The sequence below is a fragment of the Sporosarcina sp. Y1009 genome (assembly GCF_057669865.1).
The window spans coordinates 32173-52725 of sequence record NZ_JBYHFO010000015.1 but is presented as its reverse complement, the minus strand read 5'-3'; the positions used below and the strand labels follow the sequence as shown (position 1 = coordinate 52725).

Below are 20553 nucleotides of genomic sequence, written 5' to 3'. Positions count from 1 at the left end.
TACACTTTAAGTAATAAGTTGGGGGTGGTTTGATTGAAAAAGGATTGGGATTATAAAGGTATCGTTGAGTTATTTGAGGCGAATCGTAATGAGGAACAAGCTGGCCCGATGGCGGCGTATATGAAAAACCATTTCACTTTCATGGGCATTAAAAGCCCCCTTCGCACACAATTATTGCGTGAATTTGTTGCAGAACATGCATTGCCTGAACCTGACCAGTTGTTTGAAGAAGTATGGAAGTTGTATGAACTACCAGAACGCGAATACCAGTATGCGGCATTTTTTCTTTTGGAGAAAATGAAGAAACATTTGTCGATCGAAGATTTACCTGAGCTACGCAGGCTGATTGAAACAAAGTCGTGGTGGGATAGTGTGGATTCGATTACACCGAAATTTGTTGGCGATATTGTAAGAGCAAATCCTGAAGCTGGTGAAAAAGTGATGATGGAATGGTCAGCGTCCGATAATATGTGGACGAACCGAGCTGCGATTCTCCATCAATTGAAATTTAAACAGGCAACGAATTCCGATTTAGTTTTTGAGATTATTCAACAACATATGGAGTCCAAAGAATTTTTCATCCAAAAAGCAATTGGTTGGGTGTTACGGGAATACGCCAAGACGAACCCGGAAAGTGTCAAAGCATTTGTAGCGGAACATCCATTGAAACCGTTGAGTAAGCGGGAAGCGTTGAAACATTTTAAGGTATGAATTGGATGATAAAATGAAAACTCTTTCAGTTCACTGGTATAAAATAAAACACAAAATAGACCATTAATTCGTATATGAATTAGTGGTCATTTAAATACTATGCATCAATTAACACACAAATCATACCATCTATACTAATTTTCTAATTAATTTCACTAAAATTTTCGCAGAAAAATAGGACAGTGGGATTCCAACAAAAATCAAGATAGGTATACCGATATCAGGCAAACCTGTTCCGTATATATAACGGTTCTCTAGATACGCAATTATTTTAAAATATTGAAGAAAAAACATAATGCCCAATACCATAAAGCCCAGCTCTTTATATACTATTCTTTTTGTATCTACTTTTTTTTGCTGATTAGAAAAAAACTCTTCTTCCTCGATGGAACTTACCCCCTTTTGAAATAAGAATAACTTTTACTCATTTAACCATCTGCAATGTTACAAAATAATAAAACACCCTTCATTAGACTATACCAGTTATATCCGAATATATTAACTTACTAATGGAAAAATAGTTATTCATTTTTCCCAAATGACTAAAACGGTATTATCTATCGGATCTTTGCAACCTTCAAGAAGATAATCAGTTCTCTCAGTAGTTTCGACTACCTCAATCGAAGTACAAGTCGTATGAATAATGCTTCCTTCACCAAATCCATCTCGCCGTGTGTCTGTTGTTGAATTTATTACTTCACCATCATATTCAAGATCATGAAGCATCGGGTCACCTTCTTCTGTATAGCGAACTACGCGCAGATTACCCGCCTTCCCTTTTTCAACATTACTCAGGAATTCCCTAAATCCCTCTAGGTTTTTAATTTCCCCGTGCATATCTATAACATCTTCAGGTGCAGGTGTATAATCTGGAATATCTTGTTCATGATTTTTAATTATTGAGTTTTCTGTGTTTTGACAACCAGTAAGTAAGATCGATATAAACAAAATAAATATAATCATGATCTTTTTCATCGCTGTACCCCACCTCTTTTGTAATTAGACATATCTTTTTCAACTAGTACTATCAAATTAAATTACTTTTGAAGCTCACTGATAAATAACAAAAAAATGTAACCGCCTAACACTACAACTCCTAAGGTAAACCAGGCTAAAAGTAGCCAACATACAGTCAAAAAAACTTTTTCGAACCAATTACTGTTTACCCACTTCACGTCGCCCACTCCTTCATCGGAACCCGAATATTGTATGATATGGGCACTATTTCAACTGGACTTTCATTTTCCCATAAGATAAAGATTTTTTATCTTCATTGAATTTATAAAAATTTTTCTCGAACAAATCGATTGTTTCATGATCATCTTTTACTGAAAAGACTTCACTTTCTTTGGCTCCAAGTTTATAAAGAAGAGGATATTGCTGTTTATAAACTTCAATTCGTAATATCTTCTCTCCTGAGTCATTACGATTACTATATTGGGTCACAGCATATTTACCAGTTAGAGAAGGACTTTCAATTGGAGAAAGACTTAGTGAGAAAGCCATCATGGGTAACCACATTAAAACGGAATACGTAAATAGTAAACAGCCTATAAAAGAAATAACGATACGTTTAATACCATTAAAGTATATAAAGGGTATCGTAAAACAGATAGCGCTTATTATAATATCCGTTGTGGGTGCAATATTCATTAAGTTTATTTCAGAATTCCTTAAAAAAATAACGAAACCAAAACCCTTTACCAAAACAATCGATGTCAATCTTAACACTAGATATATCGCTGATAAGATTATTAAAATTAGATATAAGTAATTTTTAGCTGTAAGTAAAATGGTCTTCAAAATACGCCCCCACACTTATTATTCCTTACTTGAAATCTTCAAGTTTTTTTCCTGTTAAGATTTCAAAAACAATGTCAGAAGAATCCGATGTCAAAGTTCCATAATTTGATTGTCCTTCAATTAAAAGTTCTAACCTTTCATACTCTTGATTGATCCAAACGCTATGGTTAAAAGAATTCCATGTGAAACGATAGTCTGGTGGCCCTATATCAACTTGCACATTTTCTTGCCAGTCTGCATTTTCTAACGCCTTAATTAGTTTTTTCATTTCATCGGTATCAGTTATCTCATACACAGTTTCGTAGGTTTCGTTACTATTTCTTTGTTCAACGATTATAGGATGACCATCCCAAGAACTGGTATAAACCCGCTGTTTTGTTGTATCAGATTTTTCGTCACTACGATTTGTAGCAACTTGACTACATCCAACTAATACAAGGCCAATTGCGATAAATGAAATAATAAGTCTTTTCATAATTTCACCTCGTTGGTATAGACGATAGTCGTGAACAAAAGTTACAATTTTCACGCCATTATCCTAACCAAATAAAAATAAAAAAGGAGCACCTAGGCTCCTTTTTAAAACAGTAATTATTAGTACCAGCACTGCTTGCTAAATTAAGTGAATTTAGAAAACAATGACACAACCAGATACATACTCACAATCCCCCAAATTACGGTTCCTGTAATCCACCAGATGATAGGATTTCTTGAACCTTCTTCATCTTCCCCAGTTTCTATTATTAAAGCTAGCTTTCTTTCCATGCTTTTTTTCATAGAAACGAGAACAACAAATCCGATTACGATGAAACTGATAGCTGCCCAAAATATTATATCCACTTTTTATACACCCCTTTTATGTGAATTACTTATTCTACAATATACCCATGTGATCTATTTAATGATCTTCAGCAACCTTAAAAAATGTTTTCATGTCTTTTAAAAAATTCATAGTATGTACGGACATTTTCTAATTCCGTCCATTGTCTCACATTAACAGGGCTTTCATCCAAATTATAAATTTTCGCCTCACTCATGGATAGCAGAAATGGAGAATGTGTTGAAATAATAAACTGACAGCCAAAAAATCGGGCAGAGTCTTCAATAAACTTCACCAATTCCATCTGCCGTTTTGGAGAAAGACTGTTTTCCGGCTCATCTAAAATATAAAGTCCATTATCGCCAATTTTTTCAGTGAAATACCGGAATGCACTTTCCCCATTCGAATATCCCCTTACATTATCTATCAATTCATTCCTCACAAAACGAGATTGTGTGTTACTTCTAGCGGTGTTCACCTTTTTTAACTGCTCATAATCCTCTATAGATTTCATCTGGAAATGGGAATACTTCGCATTCAAATACTCTTCGAAAATTTCTTCTCGCTTTTGGTCAATTCCCTCGTTGAGATTCCGGATATTCAACATATAGTCAAATACATCATCACTCGTGATAATCCTGCTATTTTCAGGAATATCCGCTTTAAGCTGCATCTCACACATATTGACATAATCAGAATAGAAATTAGTTTTATTATAGATAGAATCACGTTGGACTCCTGTTTTTTCTGCTATCACGTTTAATGCAGTAGATTTCCCAGAACCATTTCCACCATATAAAATAGTCACCGGTTCAAAATGAAGCGTTTCAAGAACATTTCTCGATAAAACTTTAAACGGATAAAACGAATCATAGCACGTTCTTTTTATTTTCATAATAAAGTCAAATTCCATTTCCCCATCTGGAAATGAAAAGGAATTCAAATAAACCACAATCTTCCCCCTCGTATAGTTTATCGTTTTCTAATTGTAATGTAATCTGGCCCTTAATTCCCTACTTCTAACACGAACAGTTCATTAACTGTCCAATCAATCGCTATTAATTAACAAATACCTTGGTTACTTCATACAATACTCAAAAAAGGAGTTATACTTCATGGCGAAATGGATTGACGTATCTACATCACACCATCAATTAAAACTTTTTGATGGAAATAAGCTTCTAAAAACTTACCCAATTGGAGTTGGAAAAATATTGTCACCAACACCTTCTGGGACATATACGATCATCAACAAACAACTTAATCCCGGTGGACCATTCGGGGTGTTTTGGATGGGATTTTCAAAGCCTCATTACGGAATACACGGCACAAATAATCCCGCTTCAATCGGTAAAGATGTCTCCCATGGTTGTATTAGAATCTTTAATCATGATGTTCTAGAATTATCGTCTAACGTATCGATTGGTACTACGGTTGCCATTCATAAATGACGCTGTTAACCTCGTACACTTTACTGGACAGTTTATGTCAAAATACGATATATAAACCGACTAAACTGCCCGGTTAGCTTTCTCCAACAATATGGCCCTATACATAAAGAATTAGCGCACTTCTAACTCCTGAAGTGCGCCGTTTGTCGACCATTGATGAAGTCAGAAATTACGTATTCTAGTTAGATTCCTGGAACTTCGATAATCGCATCCTTCCCATCTACTGTACTTTGGAAGGCATAAACAGGTTGAAAATAGCCTTTGGAATCTAAATAGTAGCTTACCTCTACTTTATGGATCTTTAAGGTATCGATCTTGTTATTTTCAGCGAAAATTTGAAATTTCCCCTCTAAAATTTCTTGATAAGCTTCTTGTTCGCTCTTTATTTGAACGTCTCTCACTTTTTCATAGGTAACTAACCGATTCTCGATTTCCTTCACCGTATGATCATTATAATAACTTGCTGTTAACGAACCGTCTATCAACTGGTCCCCTCTTACCTTTTTATCTACTATCCACTCATACACGCCAGTATCAACTTTTTGAAACTTAGTTTCTTGAGGAATGTCTATGCCGAATTTTGTTAGATCTTCTTTTAAGGTTTCTTCATCAACATCTTTAGGCGATATGCCTTCATCAAACATTGAAAAATCCGTTAAACCATAACTTCCATCTCGGAATTCGAGTGACATATGATAAGAATTCTCTCCATTAATTCGATACATACCTAGATCTGGATAGGAAATATCCTGCATGTCCGATATATCTACATGGATTCTCTCAAAGAATTCTCGGACAAATTTGTCAGTAGCACCTTTTGTATAGCTTGGTGCCTTATACATCGGAACAGTCATGCTGCTGTCGTTGAGCTCTACATCAATTGTGGTTGTGGCTTGTCTCATATCTATTTTATGAGCTGGCACGATAGAGAGGTTCCCAAATTCCTTTAAGTCATAATAAGTAAACATGCTCCCCGATAAGAAAATCACCAGCAGTAAAGGTGAAAAGTAGACAAAGGATTGCTTTATTCCCTTCTTTTTTAGACTGATGATGCCCATCGTGATGCCATATCCAATAATGGCCCCTAGCAAATTATTAACTAAATCGTCGACTGTAAAAATTCCGTAACCTGATAGTAACTGAACGCTTTCAATAAGAAGAGTAAACAACCCTGCTATCCCGAGTGTCCATACTGCTTTTCGAAGGCGTGGGTGTAATAATGGGAAGATAATGCCGAACGGAATGAACATGACTATATTTAAATAGAGGGACTGCCAATCTCTAGCACTAAAACCATACCAAGCTTCTCGGTATGATGAAAATAAGGATAAGTCCATCCTACCTGGAAAGTTCGATCCCCTATTTATAAAAGTCACGCCAATAACCATGAAAACATAACCAATAAACATCCCTAGCAGAAGCACTCGCTTCTTTGGAAGGCTTTTCTCCCCTCTTAAAACTTTTTTATAAACAATGAAATATGCTAGAAAAAAGATAATCCCCAAAGCAATTAAAGCTATTAATGCCAAATAAAAATATTCCCTAACTATGCCAATGATTTCTTCTACCCTCATTTTTTTATCTCCCTTATGTAAAACCAATAAATGAATTAATAGCCCATTTTTTAAATAACAATATTTGGTATACTCTGTATTATTCTATCATAGATCTTTAATTCCCTCAGGGTTAAATTGGAAAGCTTCTTCATCACCACAATCGGCATTAAAAAGATAACTGAACCCGAAATAAAAATGGAGAATTATTTTAAATCAGTACCTTGCATTGAACAGTACCATATGATATATTATTGTTAATCAGTACATTCCATAAGTTAGTACTACTCATTAACCAATAGTGAAAGGAGCGTTTTGAAGTTGAATGTACAATTTAAAAAAGGCGTATTAAACCTTTGCGTGCTCGTCCTTTTAGACAAACAAGATCGCTACGGCTATGAACTTGTTCAGAAGATATCCGACCAGATTTCTATTTCTGAAGGATCAGTTTACCCGTTACTTCGCCGTTTAACAAAAGAAGGTTATTTCACAACATATTTGCAAGAATCAACAGAAGGGCCACCGCGTAAGTATTATAAGTTGACGGATACCGGCCGGACTTATTTACATGAGCAATTAGATGAATGGAGAAACTTCACGGATGGCGTTAATACATTAATCAAGGAGAGTGTGCGAAATGACTGAAAATCAATTTATAAGTGAACTTGAAACGGCGATAAGTCGCTTACCCGAAGAGGAGCGAGACGATATCCTCATTGATATTCGTGAATATTTTTCAAATGGACGAGAAGATGGGAAAACAGACGATGAAATCGCTTCTTCTCTAGGCTCTCCTGTAAAGATTGCTGAGGACCTTCTCGCTTCTTATACATTTGTTGAAAATGAAAATGAAACACCTACCGAAATTCGTAATGAATTAATCACAATTACAGATAACAGCTATACAAATGTCGATATTAATGTTCAACATGGCGCACTTTTTGTTAGACCTTCTTTTGACACGACAACGACTGTGGAATTAATCGGCTCGAATGAGAAACTTGAATTGACTGCGGAAGTTATCGGCGAGACCTTAGTTGTTCGGTTAAAAAGTTTACGCCATTGGTTATTCATGTTCAATTTTAATATGAAGGCGGTGACACTTAACGTGTTTATACCAACAAAATTATACCAATCATTTGCGATGAAAACGGATAACGGGCGAATTGAAGCCACTAAAATTCTTGGAAAGACCGTGACAGCAAACACTGACAATGGCCGCATTCAATTAAAAGAAATTGCTGCCACTTCCCTAACAGCCGAGACGGATAATGGGCGCATTGTCCTTGAAAAAGTTGAGGCCGATCATGTCAGAACAAAAACAGATAACGGACGAATTGAAATGAGCTATGTAGATGCAGAAAGTATCGGAGCTGAATCAGATAATGGTCGAATTGAATTCGAATATGTGACAGGCGATATTGTGGGAATTACAGACAATGGCCGAATCAGTTTACAAACAGAAGACCTAGACCGGAACGTTGATTTGAAAACAGATAATGGAAGCATTTTAATGGAATCTAAAAACCAGCCAACAAACGTTTCTATTCATTCAAAGACCGGACATGGGCGTGTCGATATTTTTGGGGAGCGTAACTCTCGCACCGTATTTGGCGCAGGGGAAAATATAATTCGATTGAAATCAGATAATGGAAGGATAACAGTTAGATAGACGCCCTACTTGGCGATTAAAAAAGAGCAGATCCTCTTAGTACCATCAATCGGAGCTGCTCTTTCTCTTGGTTATTGCTTGATAATCATGTCCAACAGATAATGATAGTCAATCGGAATTTTATGAATTAGATCAAAATTAGTATTGTCAATTACGAGTAGATTCCCATCTTCATCATCACTGCCGCCTTCAACGATATATATCCTCTTATTTGGATTGTCTTGATATAAGATTTTATAAGTGTTTGTTGGATTCAAATAGTCTTTTTCTAGCATATTAAACTGAGGTTCCTTCGATAATGTTAACAAACCAAGCACAGTTTTTTGGTCCTGTTGGACACCTTGTAAAGCCAATTCATCGTTTATCATTAGAAATTGACCCGCACTGTAGTATACATCCTGTTTTGGTAAGTCTTTGTAAGGTTTGTATGTTTCATAACTTAAATCTTTGTTCATCATGAATAGTTCACCTGTATTTGCAAGAATATAGGCATTCTCTTTTGTTGTGAAAATCGGTGCAAATTCCGCTGCTTTTCTATCAAAATTCATATACTTTGCTGTTTCTAGCTTGGGGTCTGCAATCGCAACAAATGTATTTTCTGGAATTCCATCATCATTTACCTGACCGCTACCTGCATAAATAAATTTATCGTTGAATTGTAAGATGGGTGACCAATCCGGTGCGTATCCCCACTCCGTTTCATAGCTTTTTTTCTTGGTATAATTCGAAATAGACATTTTAAAATCACCGGTTTGGCTATTATAGTCCTGATCCCCTGTTTTATGGGATGCTATCGTGTTAAATAAAACATCAGGACCGTAATGCATAATATGATTGACACCAACATTACGTTGGAAATAAGTTAATGGTACCTTTTGAAACTTTTTCTCCACCAAGTCATACGTATAGTACCAATCTTCTACAACGGCTTCACCGAAAAGAGAAATGAATAATTGATTGGGCTGATTCGGCTTTTGGTGAATGGCAGCGCGTCTAAAATCCTCATCTTTAATCTCAAATTCTTTAATCAATTCTCCAGTTGCCGAAACTACTTTCACTAACGTGAACCCCTGTGAAACACGTTGATCTGCCGGATAAAACAAGTAATAGTGATCGTCAGCTCCAGTTGTTTCAACAGCAAAGTTTTCAATGCCATTGATAACAGTGCGCGTACTCGCTTCACTCTGCTTCTTAAATACTTGAAAAAAGACAGTGACTGTCACAATGACAATAATACTTAATAAAGAGAAACCTAATTTCCTGTTCATTCCTCATCCTCATTCCAATAATTTAGGTCAAGAATAACCTGGTGTACCGCTTCCCCAAGTTCTATGCAATCGCGTATTTAAATCGATTCTTATATCATACGGAATTACGGCGATAATGCCTCCGATTGTAAGTCCTCTACTCCCTCTCAAATCATACCCAGCGTTATACCACATTCTCATCGTTAATTTAGAGCAATACCATTTATCGCTAGCGAAAATCGATGTTAGCATGGAGTAAGGTTTACCGACTTGATTTAACCCATAAGTGACTGCAGTTCTCCGCTGCGCTGCTGTTGCATTTGTTCCTAATTTCGAAGTAACTTTATATTGCAAAATACCTGATGCGCCCTGCCACATATTGGTTCTATTCCAATGAAACACTTTATTTCCACTACCTTTAGATTTTGATGCTTCTACGACAAAATAATTTGTTGTGGATAATACTGCAGTATGGCCTGTAAAAGATTTCTCTCCTACTGCATTTTTATTGCCTATCCCGTAATATAATATATCTCCATAGCGCCAGGATGTGGCAGTAACGCCATTCTCCGCTTCATTTTTGAGATTAACTTGTTCGTCAATCGCATCCAGACTTTCAATTAAAACTTCTATTAGATCCATATTATTTTCAAGTTCTTTTGAAGACAATGATTTGACGTAATCGTCAACTTCTTCATGGATGACATTCGCTCTGTCTTCCAAATCATTTGCACTTTGACTAATCAGCTGACTAATTTCAGTTACTTTCGATTCGACAAATACGTTAAAATCCTTATTTGCTCCCTCATTATTATCTACGTTTGATGCATATGCATTCATTCCACTACCGGACAGTATCATTAGGAAAACAAACGACAAGTAAATTATTCTTCTCATGAAATTCCCCTCCAAAATGTTTTTTTGCTGAACGTGGCCCGTGATATTAGGAGGCATCTCAACATAAAAACCATGACCTGGTGGCAGCAACCCGAGAACGTTTACTTACCTATTTATTTTGGCTTTAGTGACCGGCGGTGGAAATTAACTCCACTATTTCTATTTATTCTATTTTATGCGAATTACCTCCTCCTCTCTTTAATTAACAGTATGCGATACTACTAGCAAAATTAACCTCAATCACTTGGGACATTTTCTTTGAAAAAGCGTATTTTTTCACCCTTTCTAAAACATATTTCCGAAAGTTCTATTTATTCGATAAATAAGGGAGTGCATATTAAAAAGCAATTCCACATAACGGTTAACTGTTATATAGAACTGCCATTTTAATACCATGTATCTTATTGCTAATCCGTTGTTGTACCACCTTTTGTGGATCCGCATTCAAGTCCCCAGTGAAGAAGGAATTCTTCGTCCGCTGTAAACATAAACTAAATTCATGTCGTGTACTTGTTCTTTCGACGACATATCCTGGACTTCCTTCTTTACTTCGGTTTCTTTTAACTATTAATTGAATTCATGACGCCAGTGTCTTTTATATTTTTGTAATTCTGTTCTCCGACTCGGCGTTTTATATCGTCTTCAGAAATCGGTGGTGGTATGTCATCTAGTGATAACTCATTTTCGCTGTCGATAATTTCGACATTTTCATATTTTGCATTTTTCGCATCAATTTCTCGACCGTAATTTGCAGATTCCTCTTCAGTCATACGAGCATCTTCTGGTTTTTTAAACACTTTACCCTTCCTCCTGTTCTGCTCTTTTTCTTATTATCCCCGAGTTCATTCAAATAAAACGTGATTTAATCTTGCTTTACCTATATAATTTGCATAATTAGAACGGAGGAGTTGTATGCTTCGAAAAGTGCTTTATATTCACATTGTATTGGTACTTTGTTTACTAACTTCTTCCTGCTCTCCTACTGAACAGGAAGAACTAAGTTCCTCATCCAATAAAACAGAAATAAACGTAGAAACAATCTATTCAAACGTTGAAGAATTAGCGAAAGAACCTCGTGTTGCTGGTACGGCTACTGAAAAAAATGCAGCGGATTTTATTGCCAATGAATTGGAGACTTACGGCTATTCTGTGGAATCTCAGCCCTTCCATTTCAATTCTTATATTTTCCCACGGCTGGTCGAATTCACAATTGACGGTTCTGTTCATTCATTTTCACCCGCAGCGCTACAATATTCGATTTCAGGAAACGTAACCGGTGAATTAGTCGATGTTAATTATGGATTGACATCTGATTACGAAAAGATTGATGTAAAAGGGAAAATTGCCGTTGCCACGATTAGCCAAATCTATTTTGAAGAAATGGTCCTGAATGCAGCTAATGCAGGTGCTATCGGTATGATTATAAATTTCGAGGAAGGATTATCTCATGAGGGGTGGTCACTTGGTCAACACCATGAAAATTTCATCCCCACTATCGCGTTGTCTACCAATGAAGGAAAATCTTTACGGAATTTGATGCGCGATAATGAATCGATTAGGGGAACAATTGTCATTGAGGGGGCTGAAATTGAGCAACTTGAATCACAAAATATTGTCGCTACAAAACCTTCTCAAACGTCTGATGCTGAGATTGTCATTATTGGCGCTCATTATGATTCTGTTGAATCATCACCTGGTGCAAGTGATAATGCTAGTGGAACTGCCGTGCTTCTTGAAGTTTCACGCGTTTTAGAAAGTTTTTCAACCAATAAAGAGCTTCGCATACTATTCTTTGGTGCTGAAGAACTTGGGTTAATTGGCTCAGAAAAATATGTTGACGAGATGACTAAAAAGGAGATAAAACGAACGACTGCCATGCTTAATATGGACATGGTCGGAAGTGCGGCTGCCGGCACGCTCACCATGTTTACCGTGGATGGATTTTCTAACGAACTAACAGAAACTGTCAAGACGATCAAAGATATCCCGCTTGAATTTACGGATCGCAGTGACCATACGCCTTTTCATCATGTTGGAATCGATGCGGCTTTGGTGAGTTATTCTCCACCAGAAGAATGGTATCATTCAGAACAAGATACAATCAAACGTATTAGTAAAGAGCGTTTAGAAGAAGTGGCAAATCTCGTGATGAATTCCGTTTTAAAATTATCTAATGTCCAATAAAATTATCACACGAAATGGTCTATTATTGCTATACTAGACGTAGAAATGAATAAGGGAGGCGGGTTTATGCCTGCAATTCTTATCGATGCAGATGGCTGTCCAGTGGTGAATGAAACCATACAGATTGCCGCGCAATATGGATTTCCATGTGTCCTCATTTGCGACACAGCACATGAAATGCATCGTGAAGGTGCGGAAACGATCATTGTTTCCAAAGGGGCGGATGCAGTTGATTTCGTCCTGGTGAACCGCGTGAAAAAAAATGATATTGTCGTTACACAAGATTATGGGTTAGCCGCCATGGTACTCGCGAAACAAGGACATCCGATTGATCAAAACGGTCGCCGTTATACAGATGACAATATTGATCAGCTTCTTTATGCACGACATACAGCACAAAAAATCCGGATGGGCGGCGGGCGATTACGTGGGCCCAAAAAACGATCGAAGGAGAATACAGTAAAATTCGAACATAGTATGAAAAAGTTGTGTGAAGAATTATCTTCAGATATAAGTTAAGCCTGCTGATTTATAGTAACGGGTTCGGTTGACGGGGAGAAAACATTAAAAATACACAGCGTTTGGGGACACAATTCGCATATGAATTGGTGTCCCTGTTTTTGTTGTTATATCAACATTTAGATGCTTTATCTTGATGAATTGGTACCACAATTGGCACAGGAATTGGCAACAGCGCATAAATTTATGTGCCTTTGTTAATTCCGTTGTTAAAACGCTTGCTAATTGGATATTGGATAGAAAAAAATAGAAGGAAGATGAGAGATCTATGCTAAAATATATTAAAGATTTTGAAATAATGTTCTTCAACTCCCATGAAAATTAAAAAACGCTCAAAATCTATAAAATCGCACAACAAAAGAGACTCAGATAAAACTTTTTTTAAAAAAGGCTGAGCCTTCAAATTGTGTTTATTGAGTTGGAAGATAAATCAGGAACCAACTCCATTCTTCCTAGAATAAAGGCAGGCTGGTGCAATAACCAGAGTAGGATTAATCTCCCATGAGTGCTACTCGTACAGAGTGCGACAGTCTGTGATGCACCGTGGTCGTTGGAGTCAGACTAACGGATGGGCTCAATGGCACCATAGTTGATCGACCTTCTTCGCCAGCCATACAAAACTATACCCGTTCTGAAACAATTTTCATCCTCTGTGGTGCAGCGTTTTTTGGTGCATGGATGGCTAACGGGGCAGGTTAGTTGAAGAACAAACTAAAGAACTAACTGATTCAAAAAGGGGGGGATTTATTGCATCCAGTAGAATTAATTGAATTGATGATAGTCGGCGGAATCTTACTAGTTATTCTATTAGTTTCTTTTATTTTGAAAGGAAAATGGCGAAAAATTATTCAGGGATTGGCTCTTTTATTTTTGGTGTCCTTTGTTATCTTTTATTTTGTGCGTCCATATTGGATAGATATGCAAATTGAAAAAAAAATAGGTTATATACAGATACATTTGGAAGAACAGTACCCTGGGGAAACGTGGGAATATAGGACAGTGCCTCATCGTGAAGAAGGCTATCAACACCTGAATCCATATTATATAGGCGTAATATTTGATACTGAACCACAAGTGGAATATAAATATTTCTCTCGTAATAAAAGTGATATTATCCAATCAGGATGGTATATATATGAATTACAAAGTGACCTAAATGATCTATTACATTTAGAATTTTTAGACGAATAATTACCGTTTATTATGAAATTCCCCTTCTCTTATTGATTTGAATATTAATCTTCATCTTCATTATTTCTTAATCATATTCAACTAACGAAACAGGATACTTGAAGAAGGAAATTCAACTATAGTAATTTGGGATTGTTTTTACAGTCTATTCTGTAATGAAGGTTTGCTTTTATCAGAGATAAGTTATTGACAAGTTATTGATCCCAAAACTGTTATTAAAATGAGTGACTCTTCCCTTCTTCATGAGATTACCATTGTTATATAAAGGACTTATCTAAATCAATAGTTTTTAGGCTACTCTATCCATTTGGCTTGTCTTCTAAGTAGACATTTTTATTTTTATGCACAAAAAGATGCAGGTAACCGTCTAAACCTTGGTCACAGGCTCCATGATTTTACCATCTCGTAACGTAATTTCCCTTGTTCCCCATTTTGCTACTTCTAAATCATGGGTTACTAATAATATCGTCATTCCTTTTTGATGTAGTTCCGTTAATATTTGCAAAATATTTTCTCGGTTTTCTTCATCTAAGTTTCCTGTTGGCTCGTCGCATAGTAAAATATCCGGCTGATTTAGCATCGCCCTAGCAATTGCGGTTCTTTGTTTTTCTCCACCTGAAAGCTGTGCGGGGTATGCATACATTCGATGACTCATGTTTAAATCTTCTATAACTTCTTTTGCTTTTTGTTCAAGTATATTTCTTTTTTGATAAGGCCATTGCGGCAGCATAACATTTTCTAAAACATTAAATGGTTCTAACAATTTATAGTCCTGGTAAATGAACCCAGTCTTTGTCCTTCGATATTCTTGAAGCTCCTCATGATTAAATGCACCAATCTCCTTTCCGTCTACTACAATCCTTCCTTCAGTTAAGGATAGAACACCACCAATAGCATTTAATAACGTAGTTTTACCTGAACCTGATGGACCGAGAAAAGTTATCCAATCATTTTTATTAAAAGAAAACGAAATATTTTTCAGTGCCTGAACACGAGAAGATCCTTGAAATGTTACCGAACAATTTTCCATATTAATATACAATGAAATCCCCTCCACAAATTTAATAACTTAAGAATATTATACAAAACACAAATTTATATGCAAATATTATAAAAAATAGAAATAAATTTGACAATTTACATTTATCAATCTATTATAAAGTTAATGCGTATAGGGAGGAGAGAAGCAATAATGACAAAAAAATTAATAGCTAGCTTAATTGTTTTAGTTGCTTTAACGTTTGGTTTACAGTTTAAGGCTGAAGCTGCAGCGTCTATTTCGCCTTCATCACAATCGATATACGGACAAGATCAATATGCTTATTGGAACTTTTCGTGGTCAGGTACAGGCCCATTTGTAGTCTATTTTAGGCCAGATCCAAGTCAGTCGATAAAAACAATTAATTCAAGAACACTACAATCAAGTATGTCGTATAGTCATCAATATAGGTCGAGCAGCACTTATGTAAAATATTCTCCTCAACTATTAGTTGAAGATAGTGGCGGTCACCTTCATGTCGCCTCTGCAACGGTTCATAAATACTTAACAAGGCCATAATGGTATAAGGAGAAATAAGTCATAAATTTTATTCTACTAATAGAATTTATGGCTTATTTTTATAGAACTATATATTAAAAGTCTGAGGTGTAAGTGTATGAAGCAACTTCTATTTCGCCACCTTACGCATAGAAAAGGTTCAAGCTTATTTTATATACTAGCATTTGTTCTTATTTTTGTAATTTCGCCGATTGTTTTCGTTTCCCTTCAATCTGTTGCTCAACGAGTGGAGTCTGATATTACATATTATGGTCGGGGGAGTTACGATCTATTAGTTCGTCCAGAAAACAGTAAAGGTGAATTAGAAAAAGAAAGAGGAATTGTTCCTGAAAACTATATTGGTTTTGGTAACGGTGGTATATCAGTTGAACAGTGGGAGTCGATAAAAAATAGAAATGATATTGAAATTGCTGCACCAGTTGCCTCTCTCGGCTATTTTTCAGGAATAAAAAATACGATAGGGTTTACTTTTCCAGAGGAGTCAACAAGAGTAAAAGGCGAATACAAAACATCAGACGGTATAAATGAATATTCAGTCAGTGAAGAATACTTATGTATCGTGCTTGAAGTAGAAAAACCAATTCGCCCCTTTATAGATAAATTCGACATTATAGCTAGTAATAGTTTGTCAAATTATTGTACTTTTACAACAGTCCAGTTTCCACTCCCTTCAACGTATCATTTGTTGGTAGGTATTGATCCAATCGAAGAGGGAAAATTGACAGGAATTGTTTTTAATGGGATTGATGAGGAACAACTGAATCAAGGGCATGCTTACCTCTATTTAAATAACTTTAATAATGCTACCCCAATTCCTGTTCTCGAATCAAAAAAAGGGACCATTTCATTATATTTAAGTGGATCAATAGATACGTTAGGAATTGGACCTCAAGAAACGAAAAAATATAGAAATCGTTTAGGATTAGTAGATGATGCTGCAGTAGGTAACTTTACTTTTTTAAATGAAATAAGTACAGATGAATATAAACACCTACTTCAAGAACTGACAACAATCCCGGCTAAACATTCAGAATCATTACATGTTAATTTTGATCCCTATCTCGATCCCTTCAATCAAGAAAAAGGTGTTCGTATTCATAACGACGGAAGCATAGAAGAGTTAGAAGCTGATGGTGAATTTTATACTGAACTGGATCTATTAAACAGTATTAAGCATTATAGAGCAGGTCAACCGATATATAAAGAAGAAAATGGCCAATTAACAATTAAAAAACTTGGTGAAGAGTTTGGTGTCCCTTTGTATCGGGAAATAGAACAAGTCGGACCTTTTTATGAGAAGGCGATCGAAGAAGATACGGATGATCTCATTATGATTATCGATCCTGTCGGAGAGTTTGATGCCGGGGAGTGGGAAGAAACTCTTGCTGCCAGCCCGCTTGGAATCTATCAATATGCACCAGTAACATATAAAAAAGAAGATGGGGAAGAAATTGTCGTCCAAGCAACAACAGTTCCAGGAAGTTTTGTTACTCCTGCAGCCTATGGAGTTACAAATATAGCCTCATCTACATTAATTAAAGGAGAAACACCAATTGATGCCATTCGGGTAAAAGTTTCTGGCATAACGAGTTACACAAAAGAAGCAGCAGAAAAAATCGATAAAATTGCTGAAGAAATTAGAAACATGGGTCTTCAAGTCGACATTATTGCAGGTAGTTCGCTTCAAAAGATTGATTTACATGTAGAAGATTTAGGACTTGTTTCAGAATCATGGACAACATTAGGGGCTGCAGGATCCATTGTAACACAGTGGAATATCACTAATCTGATATTAGGAATTTCATTTTTGGTTGTTGCTATTACGTACATTTTGAACCGGATTATTTTTTGGCGGATGACTAAACAAAATGAGATTAGTATTTATTATTTACTCGGCTGGGAAAGAAAAGATATATTAAAACTATTTCGCAGTGAAATTGCAATTTTGACAATTATAAGTTGGATTTTTTCTATATTACTACTAACGATCTTCCAAGGTAGTGTAAACAGTACCATGTATATATGGAATGTTTTATTGGGAGTGTTTACACTATTTATTATGACGTTTATAAGTTTTACAAATAAAGTGATGAAATCACCTTCCGTTGTTAAAAGGAGGAATTTGGCGAAAAAAGAAAGAATAGAACCGTTATTTTGGAAAGGAATTAAATTTTACAAAACATACATTCAATCGCCATTTATACAGTTAATTATTGTAAGTACAATATCTTCTTTTGCTTATTTATCACTGACCGAAACGGCAGATAGAACAAGAATTACGATATTAGGAGAATACGTCAACGTTCAAACTAGTAGCATGCAGATATTAATCCTCATCAGTATTTACTTATTAACCATTTTCACCTTAATAGAAAGTATAAATTCATTACTGATGACTAGGGATAAAGAAATCTCAATGTTCAAGATAATTGGCTGGAAACACAAGCATATTTTTAATTTGTTTATGAAGGAAATATCGGTCTGGTCATTTGTTGCGATAACAATGGGTAGTGGATTAAGCTTGATTTTGTTTACAATCTTTTTCAATGTTAGCCAATCCGTTTTCCTTCTGATTATTCTTTCGACGGTTGGAAATTTTGGACTTGTCATAGTAATAGCTGCATTAAACTTAAGAATACAATTATACAAAAAATGGTAGGTTGTTTAGAGTAAAAAACATATGAAAAATATTAATTCTTTCAATTTGCAGAGACTGCTCATAAAGCGTGGATTTAAAGATATATCCTCATTTTACGAGCTATGCTATTAGTCCTTATTCCACTAACGGGTGCTTTAGTTCAATAAGGATAGTAAAATATTTCGCCAAAAAAACGCTCAAATCTGAGCGTTTTTACTTGTTTTTTTTATATAGCTATTTCACTGTTGAAATATATGCTGATTAAGTTGTTGTTTACGATGTTAAATGCACTTTTCTCCCCATCAACCGAACCCGTTAGATTTATAACAGGCTTTTTTTTCATGGCGTGATTTGAAATACCAAAATATCTGTGTCTTCAGTTGCAAGTAGGCTATGTTTTTCGAATGGTTTCATGTACAATATATTGTCTGGTTTCACGATGGTTTCTGTTCCTTCAACATCAAAAATGACTGAGCCACTACGAACAACAATGATGACATCTTTACTCGAATCATGTTCAGCGATTGTTTCTCCTTTTTTCAGTTGAATATTAACGATATTCGCATTTCCTAACGTTTGAAGCTTCATAATATGTTTTGCTTTTTCTTCAAGTTTATTCGGTGTTGGGATTAAATCCATTGTCAGTCCTCCAATTTAGTAGAAATCTACTGGTTTATTCATTGAATGATTTTCACTAATTGACTCATCCTACCTGAAAGGAGATGAGTGATATGATGCGTAAAGCTTTTATTGCAATCGGGATTTTCACACTTGTGAATGCCACACCTATCCAGATTCACGCGACAGACCAGTTACTTCAGGAATCGGAAACACCAGCCTATGCGAAATGGGGACAACTTGCTTTAAAAGTGACAAAGTCTAAATACCCCGATGCGAATATTATTGACTATCTACACGAAGGCAGCGAGTCTAGAGGAGATTCAACGATTCAAAAGTTTAAGCTATGGTTAAAACATGATGAAGGTGAATTCGGTGTTTTTGTACGCATCGAGTATAACACCGCGACTGAACAAGTTGTTAAGATTGAATTTCAAGAAACATTAAGGTGAAATTCAATTTACCCCACTCATAGTTGATTTGGCCTTTACATATACTCAAAGAACACTATTTCAACATCTCTTTTGCAATTAATTCGTAAGACTTGAGTTTGTCTTCAAAGTCATAAGCAATCGTAACCAACATCACTTCATCCGCACCAAATTCCTCAGCTAACTGTTCTATTTGGGCACGCACTTTTTTGGGTGTACCGATAATCATTCGTTTTCGGTTTTCTTGGACATGCGGTTTTTCATAGTCTGTATACGGATAAACTTGCGCACTTTCCGGTTTAGGTGTTCCTTTTGAGGGAATACCTTGTGCAGAAAGAATTAGCGAAAGGTCGAGTGAAGAAGCAATTCGCTCGGCTTCTTCTTCTGTTTCAGCGCATAAAGTGAAAACGGCAACTGCTTGTTTTGCTTGTTGCAGCGTTTCTGATCGTTGAAACTTTTCCCGGTATTGTTTGGCTGACGACGGCCCATCTTCGCCGTTAATAAATTTAGCAAACATATAAGGCAAGCCTTTCTCAGCAGCTAATGTTGCTGAACTCGGACTGGATCCCAATAGCCATACTGGCGAGATTGATGCTGTCATTGGGGTTGCTTTCAAACCGAAATATGGATGTTCTGCTGGCATCGTATCGTTCAAATACATGCATAAATCATCTATTTGCTCTGGAAACTTGTGGACGTCTCTGTATTCCCCATTGTTCAACGCATAAGTCGCACGCGGCATTCCCCCAGGTGCACGACCCACACCTGCATCGATTCTACCGGGGAACAAAGCCTCCAAGAGTTTGAAGTTTTCAGCTACTTTAAAAGCCGAATAATGTGGCAGCATCACACCGCCTGATCCGATACGAATCGAGGAAGTAACCGTAGCTAAATGAGCCATTAATATTTCCCGGGATGAACCCGCGAGCGTCGGCGAATCATGATGTTCGGATACCCAGAAACGTGTATATCCCCATGCTTCCGCTTTTTTTGCTAGTTCCGCTGTATATGTTAATGATTCCATCGCCGTACTTCCTTCTGAAATCGGCGACTGATCTAATATGCTTAATTTAAGTGTCATTTATATCTCCCCTAACCTCTTAATTATATTTTACAGGAAGTAAATCGTTTCATCATTAGACATGCCTCTGTATGGGTGTCGAGAATGAAGAACGCTACGTTCGGAAGGCAAAACATTGTATTCTCGAGACAGAACGTTGCGTTCGCATAGCAAGTACAAAAGATGATAACCATAAAATA

General features: G+C 36.2%; 23 protein-coding genes. 11 read left to right on the top strand and 12 right to left on the bottom strand.

Annotated elements, in window-relative coordinates:
* Positions 1–33: 33 nt before the first annotated feature.
* A complete protein-coding gene (locus tag AC25Y1_RS15655) occupies positions 34–711 on the top strand; it encodes a DNA alkylation repair protein (protein WP_488148934.1) in 678 nt (225 codons plus the stop codon).
* 525 nt (positions 712–1236) lie between these two features.
* On the opposite strand, the gene AC25Y1_RS15650 is transcribed toward AC25Y1_RS15655, so the two are convergent.
* The 5 genes from AC25Y1_RS15650 to AC25Y1_RS15630 all read right to left on the bottom strand — a co-directional run bounded on the left by AC25Y1_RS15650 (position 1237) and on the right by AC25Y1_RS15630 (position 4286).
* Positions 1237–1686 carry a DUF4362 domain-containing protein gene (locus AC25Y1_RS15650; protein ID WP_488148933.1) on the bottom strand — a complete coding sequence of 150 codons (450 nt, stop codon included), beginning with the start codon at positions 1684–1686 and terminating at the stop codon, positions 1237–1239.
* Positions 1687–1932: 246 nt separating this feature from the next.
* On the bottom strand, positions 1933–2514 hold the full coding sequence (locus AC25Y1_RS15645) for a hypothetical protein (protein WP_488148932.1): 582 nt from the start codon (positions 2512–2514) through the stop codon (positions 1933–1935).
* Between the two features lie 25 nt (positions 2515–2539).
* Positions 2540–2989: a YhfM domain-containing protein gene (locus AC25Y1_RS15640; RefSeq protein ID WP_488148931.1), complete on the bottom strand. Its 450-nt coding sequence runs from the start codon at positions 2987–2989 to the stop codon at positions 2540–2542.
* Between the two features lie 143 nt (positions 2990–3132).
* Positions 3133–3354, bottom strand: a complete 222-nt coding sequence (locus tag AC25Y1_RS15635) for a hypothetical protein (protein WP_488148930.1) — start codon at positions 3352–3354, stop codon at positions 3133–3135.
* A 77-nt stretch (positions 3355–3431) separates the two neighbouring features.
* Positions 3432–4286 carry an AAA family ATPase gene (locus AC25Y1_RS15630; protein ID WP_488148929.1) on the bottom strand — a complete coding sequence of 285 codons (855 nt, stop codon included), beginning with the start codon at positions 4284–4286 and terminating at the stop codon, positions 3432–3434.
* 163 nt (positions 4287–4449) lie between these two features.
* Here AC25Y1_RS15630 and AC25Y1_RS15625 point away from each other — a divergent pair, with 163 nt between their 5' ends.
* The gene (locus AC25Y1_RS15625) at positions 4450–4785 is read left to right on the top strand and encodes a L,D-transpeptidase (protein WP_488148928.1); all 336 of its coding nucleotides are present in this window, start codon (positions 4450–4452) and stop codon (positions 4783–4785) included.
* A 182-nt stretch (positions 4786–4967) separates the two neighbouring features.
* On the opposite strand, the gene AC25Y1_RS15620 is transcribed toward AC25Y1_RS15625, so the two are convergent.
* Entirely contained in the window at positions 4968–6359 is a 1392-nt protein-coding gene (locus AC25Y1_RS15620; RefSeq protein ID WP_488148927.1) for a VanZ family protein, read from the bottom strand.
* Positions 6360–6659: 300 nt separating this feature from the next.
* On the opposite strand from AC25Y1_RS15620, the gene AC25Y1_RS15615 reads away from it, so the two are divergent.
* Complete coding sequence (locus AC25Y1_RS15615; protein WP_488148926.1) at positions 6660–6983, top strand: PadR family transcriptional regulator; 324 nt, start codon at positions 6660–6662, stop codon at positions 6981–6983.
* Positions 6976–8010, top strand: a complete 1035-nt coding sequence (locus tag AC25Y1_RS15610) for a DUF4097 family beta strand repeat-containing protein (protein WP_488148925.1) — start codon at positions 6976–6978, stop codon at positions 8008–8010. Before AC25Y1_RS15615 ends, AC25Y1_RS15610 begins: the two co-directional genes overlap by 8 nt.
* A 71-nt stretch (positions 8011–8081) precedes the next feature.
* Here the strand turns inward: AC25Y1_RS15610 and AC25Y1_RS15605 are convergent, their stop codons facing one another.
* The 3 genes from AC25Y1_RS15605 to AC25Y1_RS15595 all read right to left on the bottom strand — a co-directional run bounded on the left by AC25Y1_RS15605 (position 8082) and on the right by AC25Y1_RS15595 (position 10951).
* Positions 8082–9278 (bottom strand): hypothetical protein, encoded by a 1197-nt coding sequence (locus AC25Y1_RS15605; protein ID WP_488148924.1) that lies wholly within the window; start codon positions 9276–9278, stop codon positions 8082–8084.
* 27 nt (positions 9279–9305) lie between these two features.
* Positions 9306–10154 carry a YiiX/YebB-like N1pC/P60 family cysteine hydrolase gene (locus tag AC25Y1_RS15600; protein WP_488148923.1) on the bottom strand — a complete coding sequence of 283 codons (849 nt, stop codon included), beginning with the start codon at positions 10152–10154 and terminating at the stop codon, positions 9306–9308.
* Between the two features lie 560 nt (positions 10155–10714).
* On the bottom strand, positions 10715–10951 hold the full coding sequence (locus AC25Y1_RS15595; RefSeq protein WP_488148922.1) for a hypothetical protein: 237 nt from the start codon (positions 10949–10951) through the stop codon (positions 10715–10717).
* A gap of 115 nt (positions 10952–11066) precedes the next feature.
* Here AC25Y1_RS15595 and AC25Y1_RS15590 point away from each other — a divergent pair, with 115 nt between their 5' ends.
* From AC25Y1_RS15590 to AC25Y1_RS15575, 4 genes are all read left to right on the top strand, one after another.
* Positions 11067–12338: a M28 family peptidase gene (locus AC25Y1_RS15590; RefSeq protein WP_488148921.1), complete on the top strand. Its 1272-nt coding sequence runs from the start codon at positions 11067–11069 to the stop codon at positions 12336–12338.
* A gap of 66 nt (positions 12339–12404) precedes the next feature.
* Positions 12405–12857: a YaiI/YqxD family protein gene (locus tag AC25Y1_RS15585; RefSeq protein WP_488148920.1), complete on the top strand. Its 453-nt coding sequence runs from the start codon at positions 12405–12407 to the stop codon at positions 12855–12857.
* Between the two features lie 543 nt (positions 12858–13400).
* Positions 13401–13556, top strand: a complete 156-nt coding sequence (locus tag AC25Y1_RS15580) for a hypothetical protein (RefSeq protein ID WP_488148919.1) — start codon at positions 13401–13403, stop codon at positions 13554–13556.
* A 48-nt stretch (positions 13557–13604) separates the two neighbouring features.
* On the top strand, positions 13605–14048 hold the full coding sequence (locus AC25Y1_RS15575) for a hypothetical protein (protein ID WP_488148918.1): 444 nt from the start codon (positions 13605–13607) through the stop codon (positions 14046–14048).
* 367 nt (positions 14049–14415) lie between these two features.
* Here the strand turns inward: AC25Y1_RS15575 and AC25Y1_RS15570 are convergent, their stop codons facing one another.
* Positions 14416–15090: an ABC transporter ATP-binding protein gene (locus AC25Y1_RS15570; protein WP_488148917.1), complete on the bottom strand. Its 675-nt coding sequence runs from the start codon at positions 15088–15090 to the stop codon at positions 14416–14418.
* Positions 15091–15240: 150 nt separating this feature from the next.
* Between AC25Y1_RS15570 and AC25Y1_RS15565 the strand changes: the two genes are divergently transcribed.
* Both AC25Y1_RS15565 and AC25Y1_RS15560 read left to right on the top strand, forming a co-directional pair.
* Positions 15241–15606, top strand: a complete 366-nt coding sequence (locus AC25Y1_RS15565; RefSeq protein WP_488148916.1) for a hypothetical protein — start codon at positions 15241–15243, stop codon at positions 15604–15606.
* Between the two features lie 97 nt (positions 15607–15703).
* On the top strand, positions 15704–18265 hold the full coding sequence (locus AC25Y1_RS15560; protein ID WP_488148915.1) for an FtsX-like permease family protein: 2562 nt from the start codon (positions 15704–15706) through the stop codon (positions 18263–18265).
* A gap of 318 nt (positions 18266–18583) precedes the next feature.
* On the opposite strand, the gene AC25Y1_RS15555 is transcribed toward AC25Y1_RS15560, so the two are convergent.
* A complete protein-coding gene (locus tag AC25Y1_RS15555; protein WP_488148914.1) occupies positions 18584–18883 on the bottom strand; it encodes a cupin domain-containing protein in 300 nt (99 codons plus the stop codon).
* 92 nt (positions 18884–18975) lie between these two features.
* On the opposite strand from AC25Y1_RS15555, the gene AC25Y1_RS15550 reads away from it, so the two are divergent.
* Positions 18976–19314, top strand: a complete 339-nt coding sequence (locus AC25Y1_RS15550; RefSeq protein ID WP_488148913.1) for a DUF3889 domain-containing protein — start codon at positions 18976–18978, stop codon at positions 19312–19314.
* Positions 19315–19369: 55 nt separating this feature from the next.
* Here the strand turns inward: AC25Y1_RS15550 and AC25Y1_RS15545 are convergent, their stop codons facing one another.
* The gene (locus AC25Y1_RS15545; protein ID WP_488148912.1) at positions 19370–20374 is read right to left on the bottom strand and encodes an LLM class flavin-dependent oxidoreductase; all 1005 of its coding nucleotides are present in this window, start codon (positions 20372–20374) and stop codon (positions 19370–19372) included.
* Positions 20375–20553 lie beyond the last annotated feature (179 nt).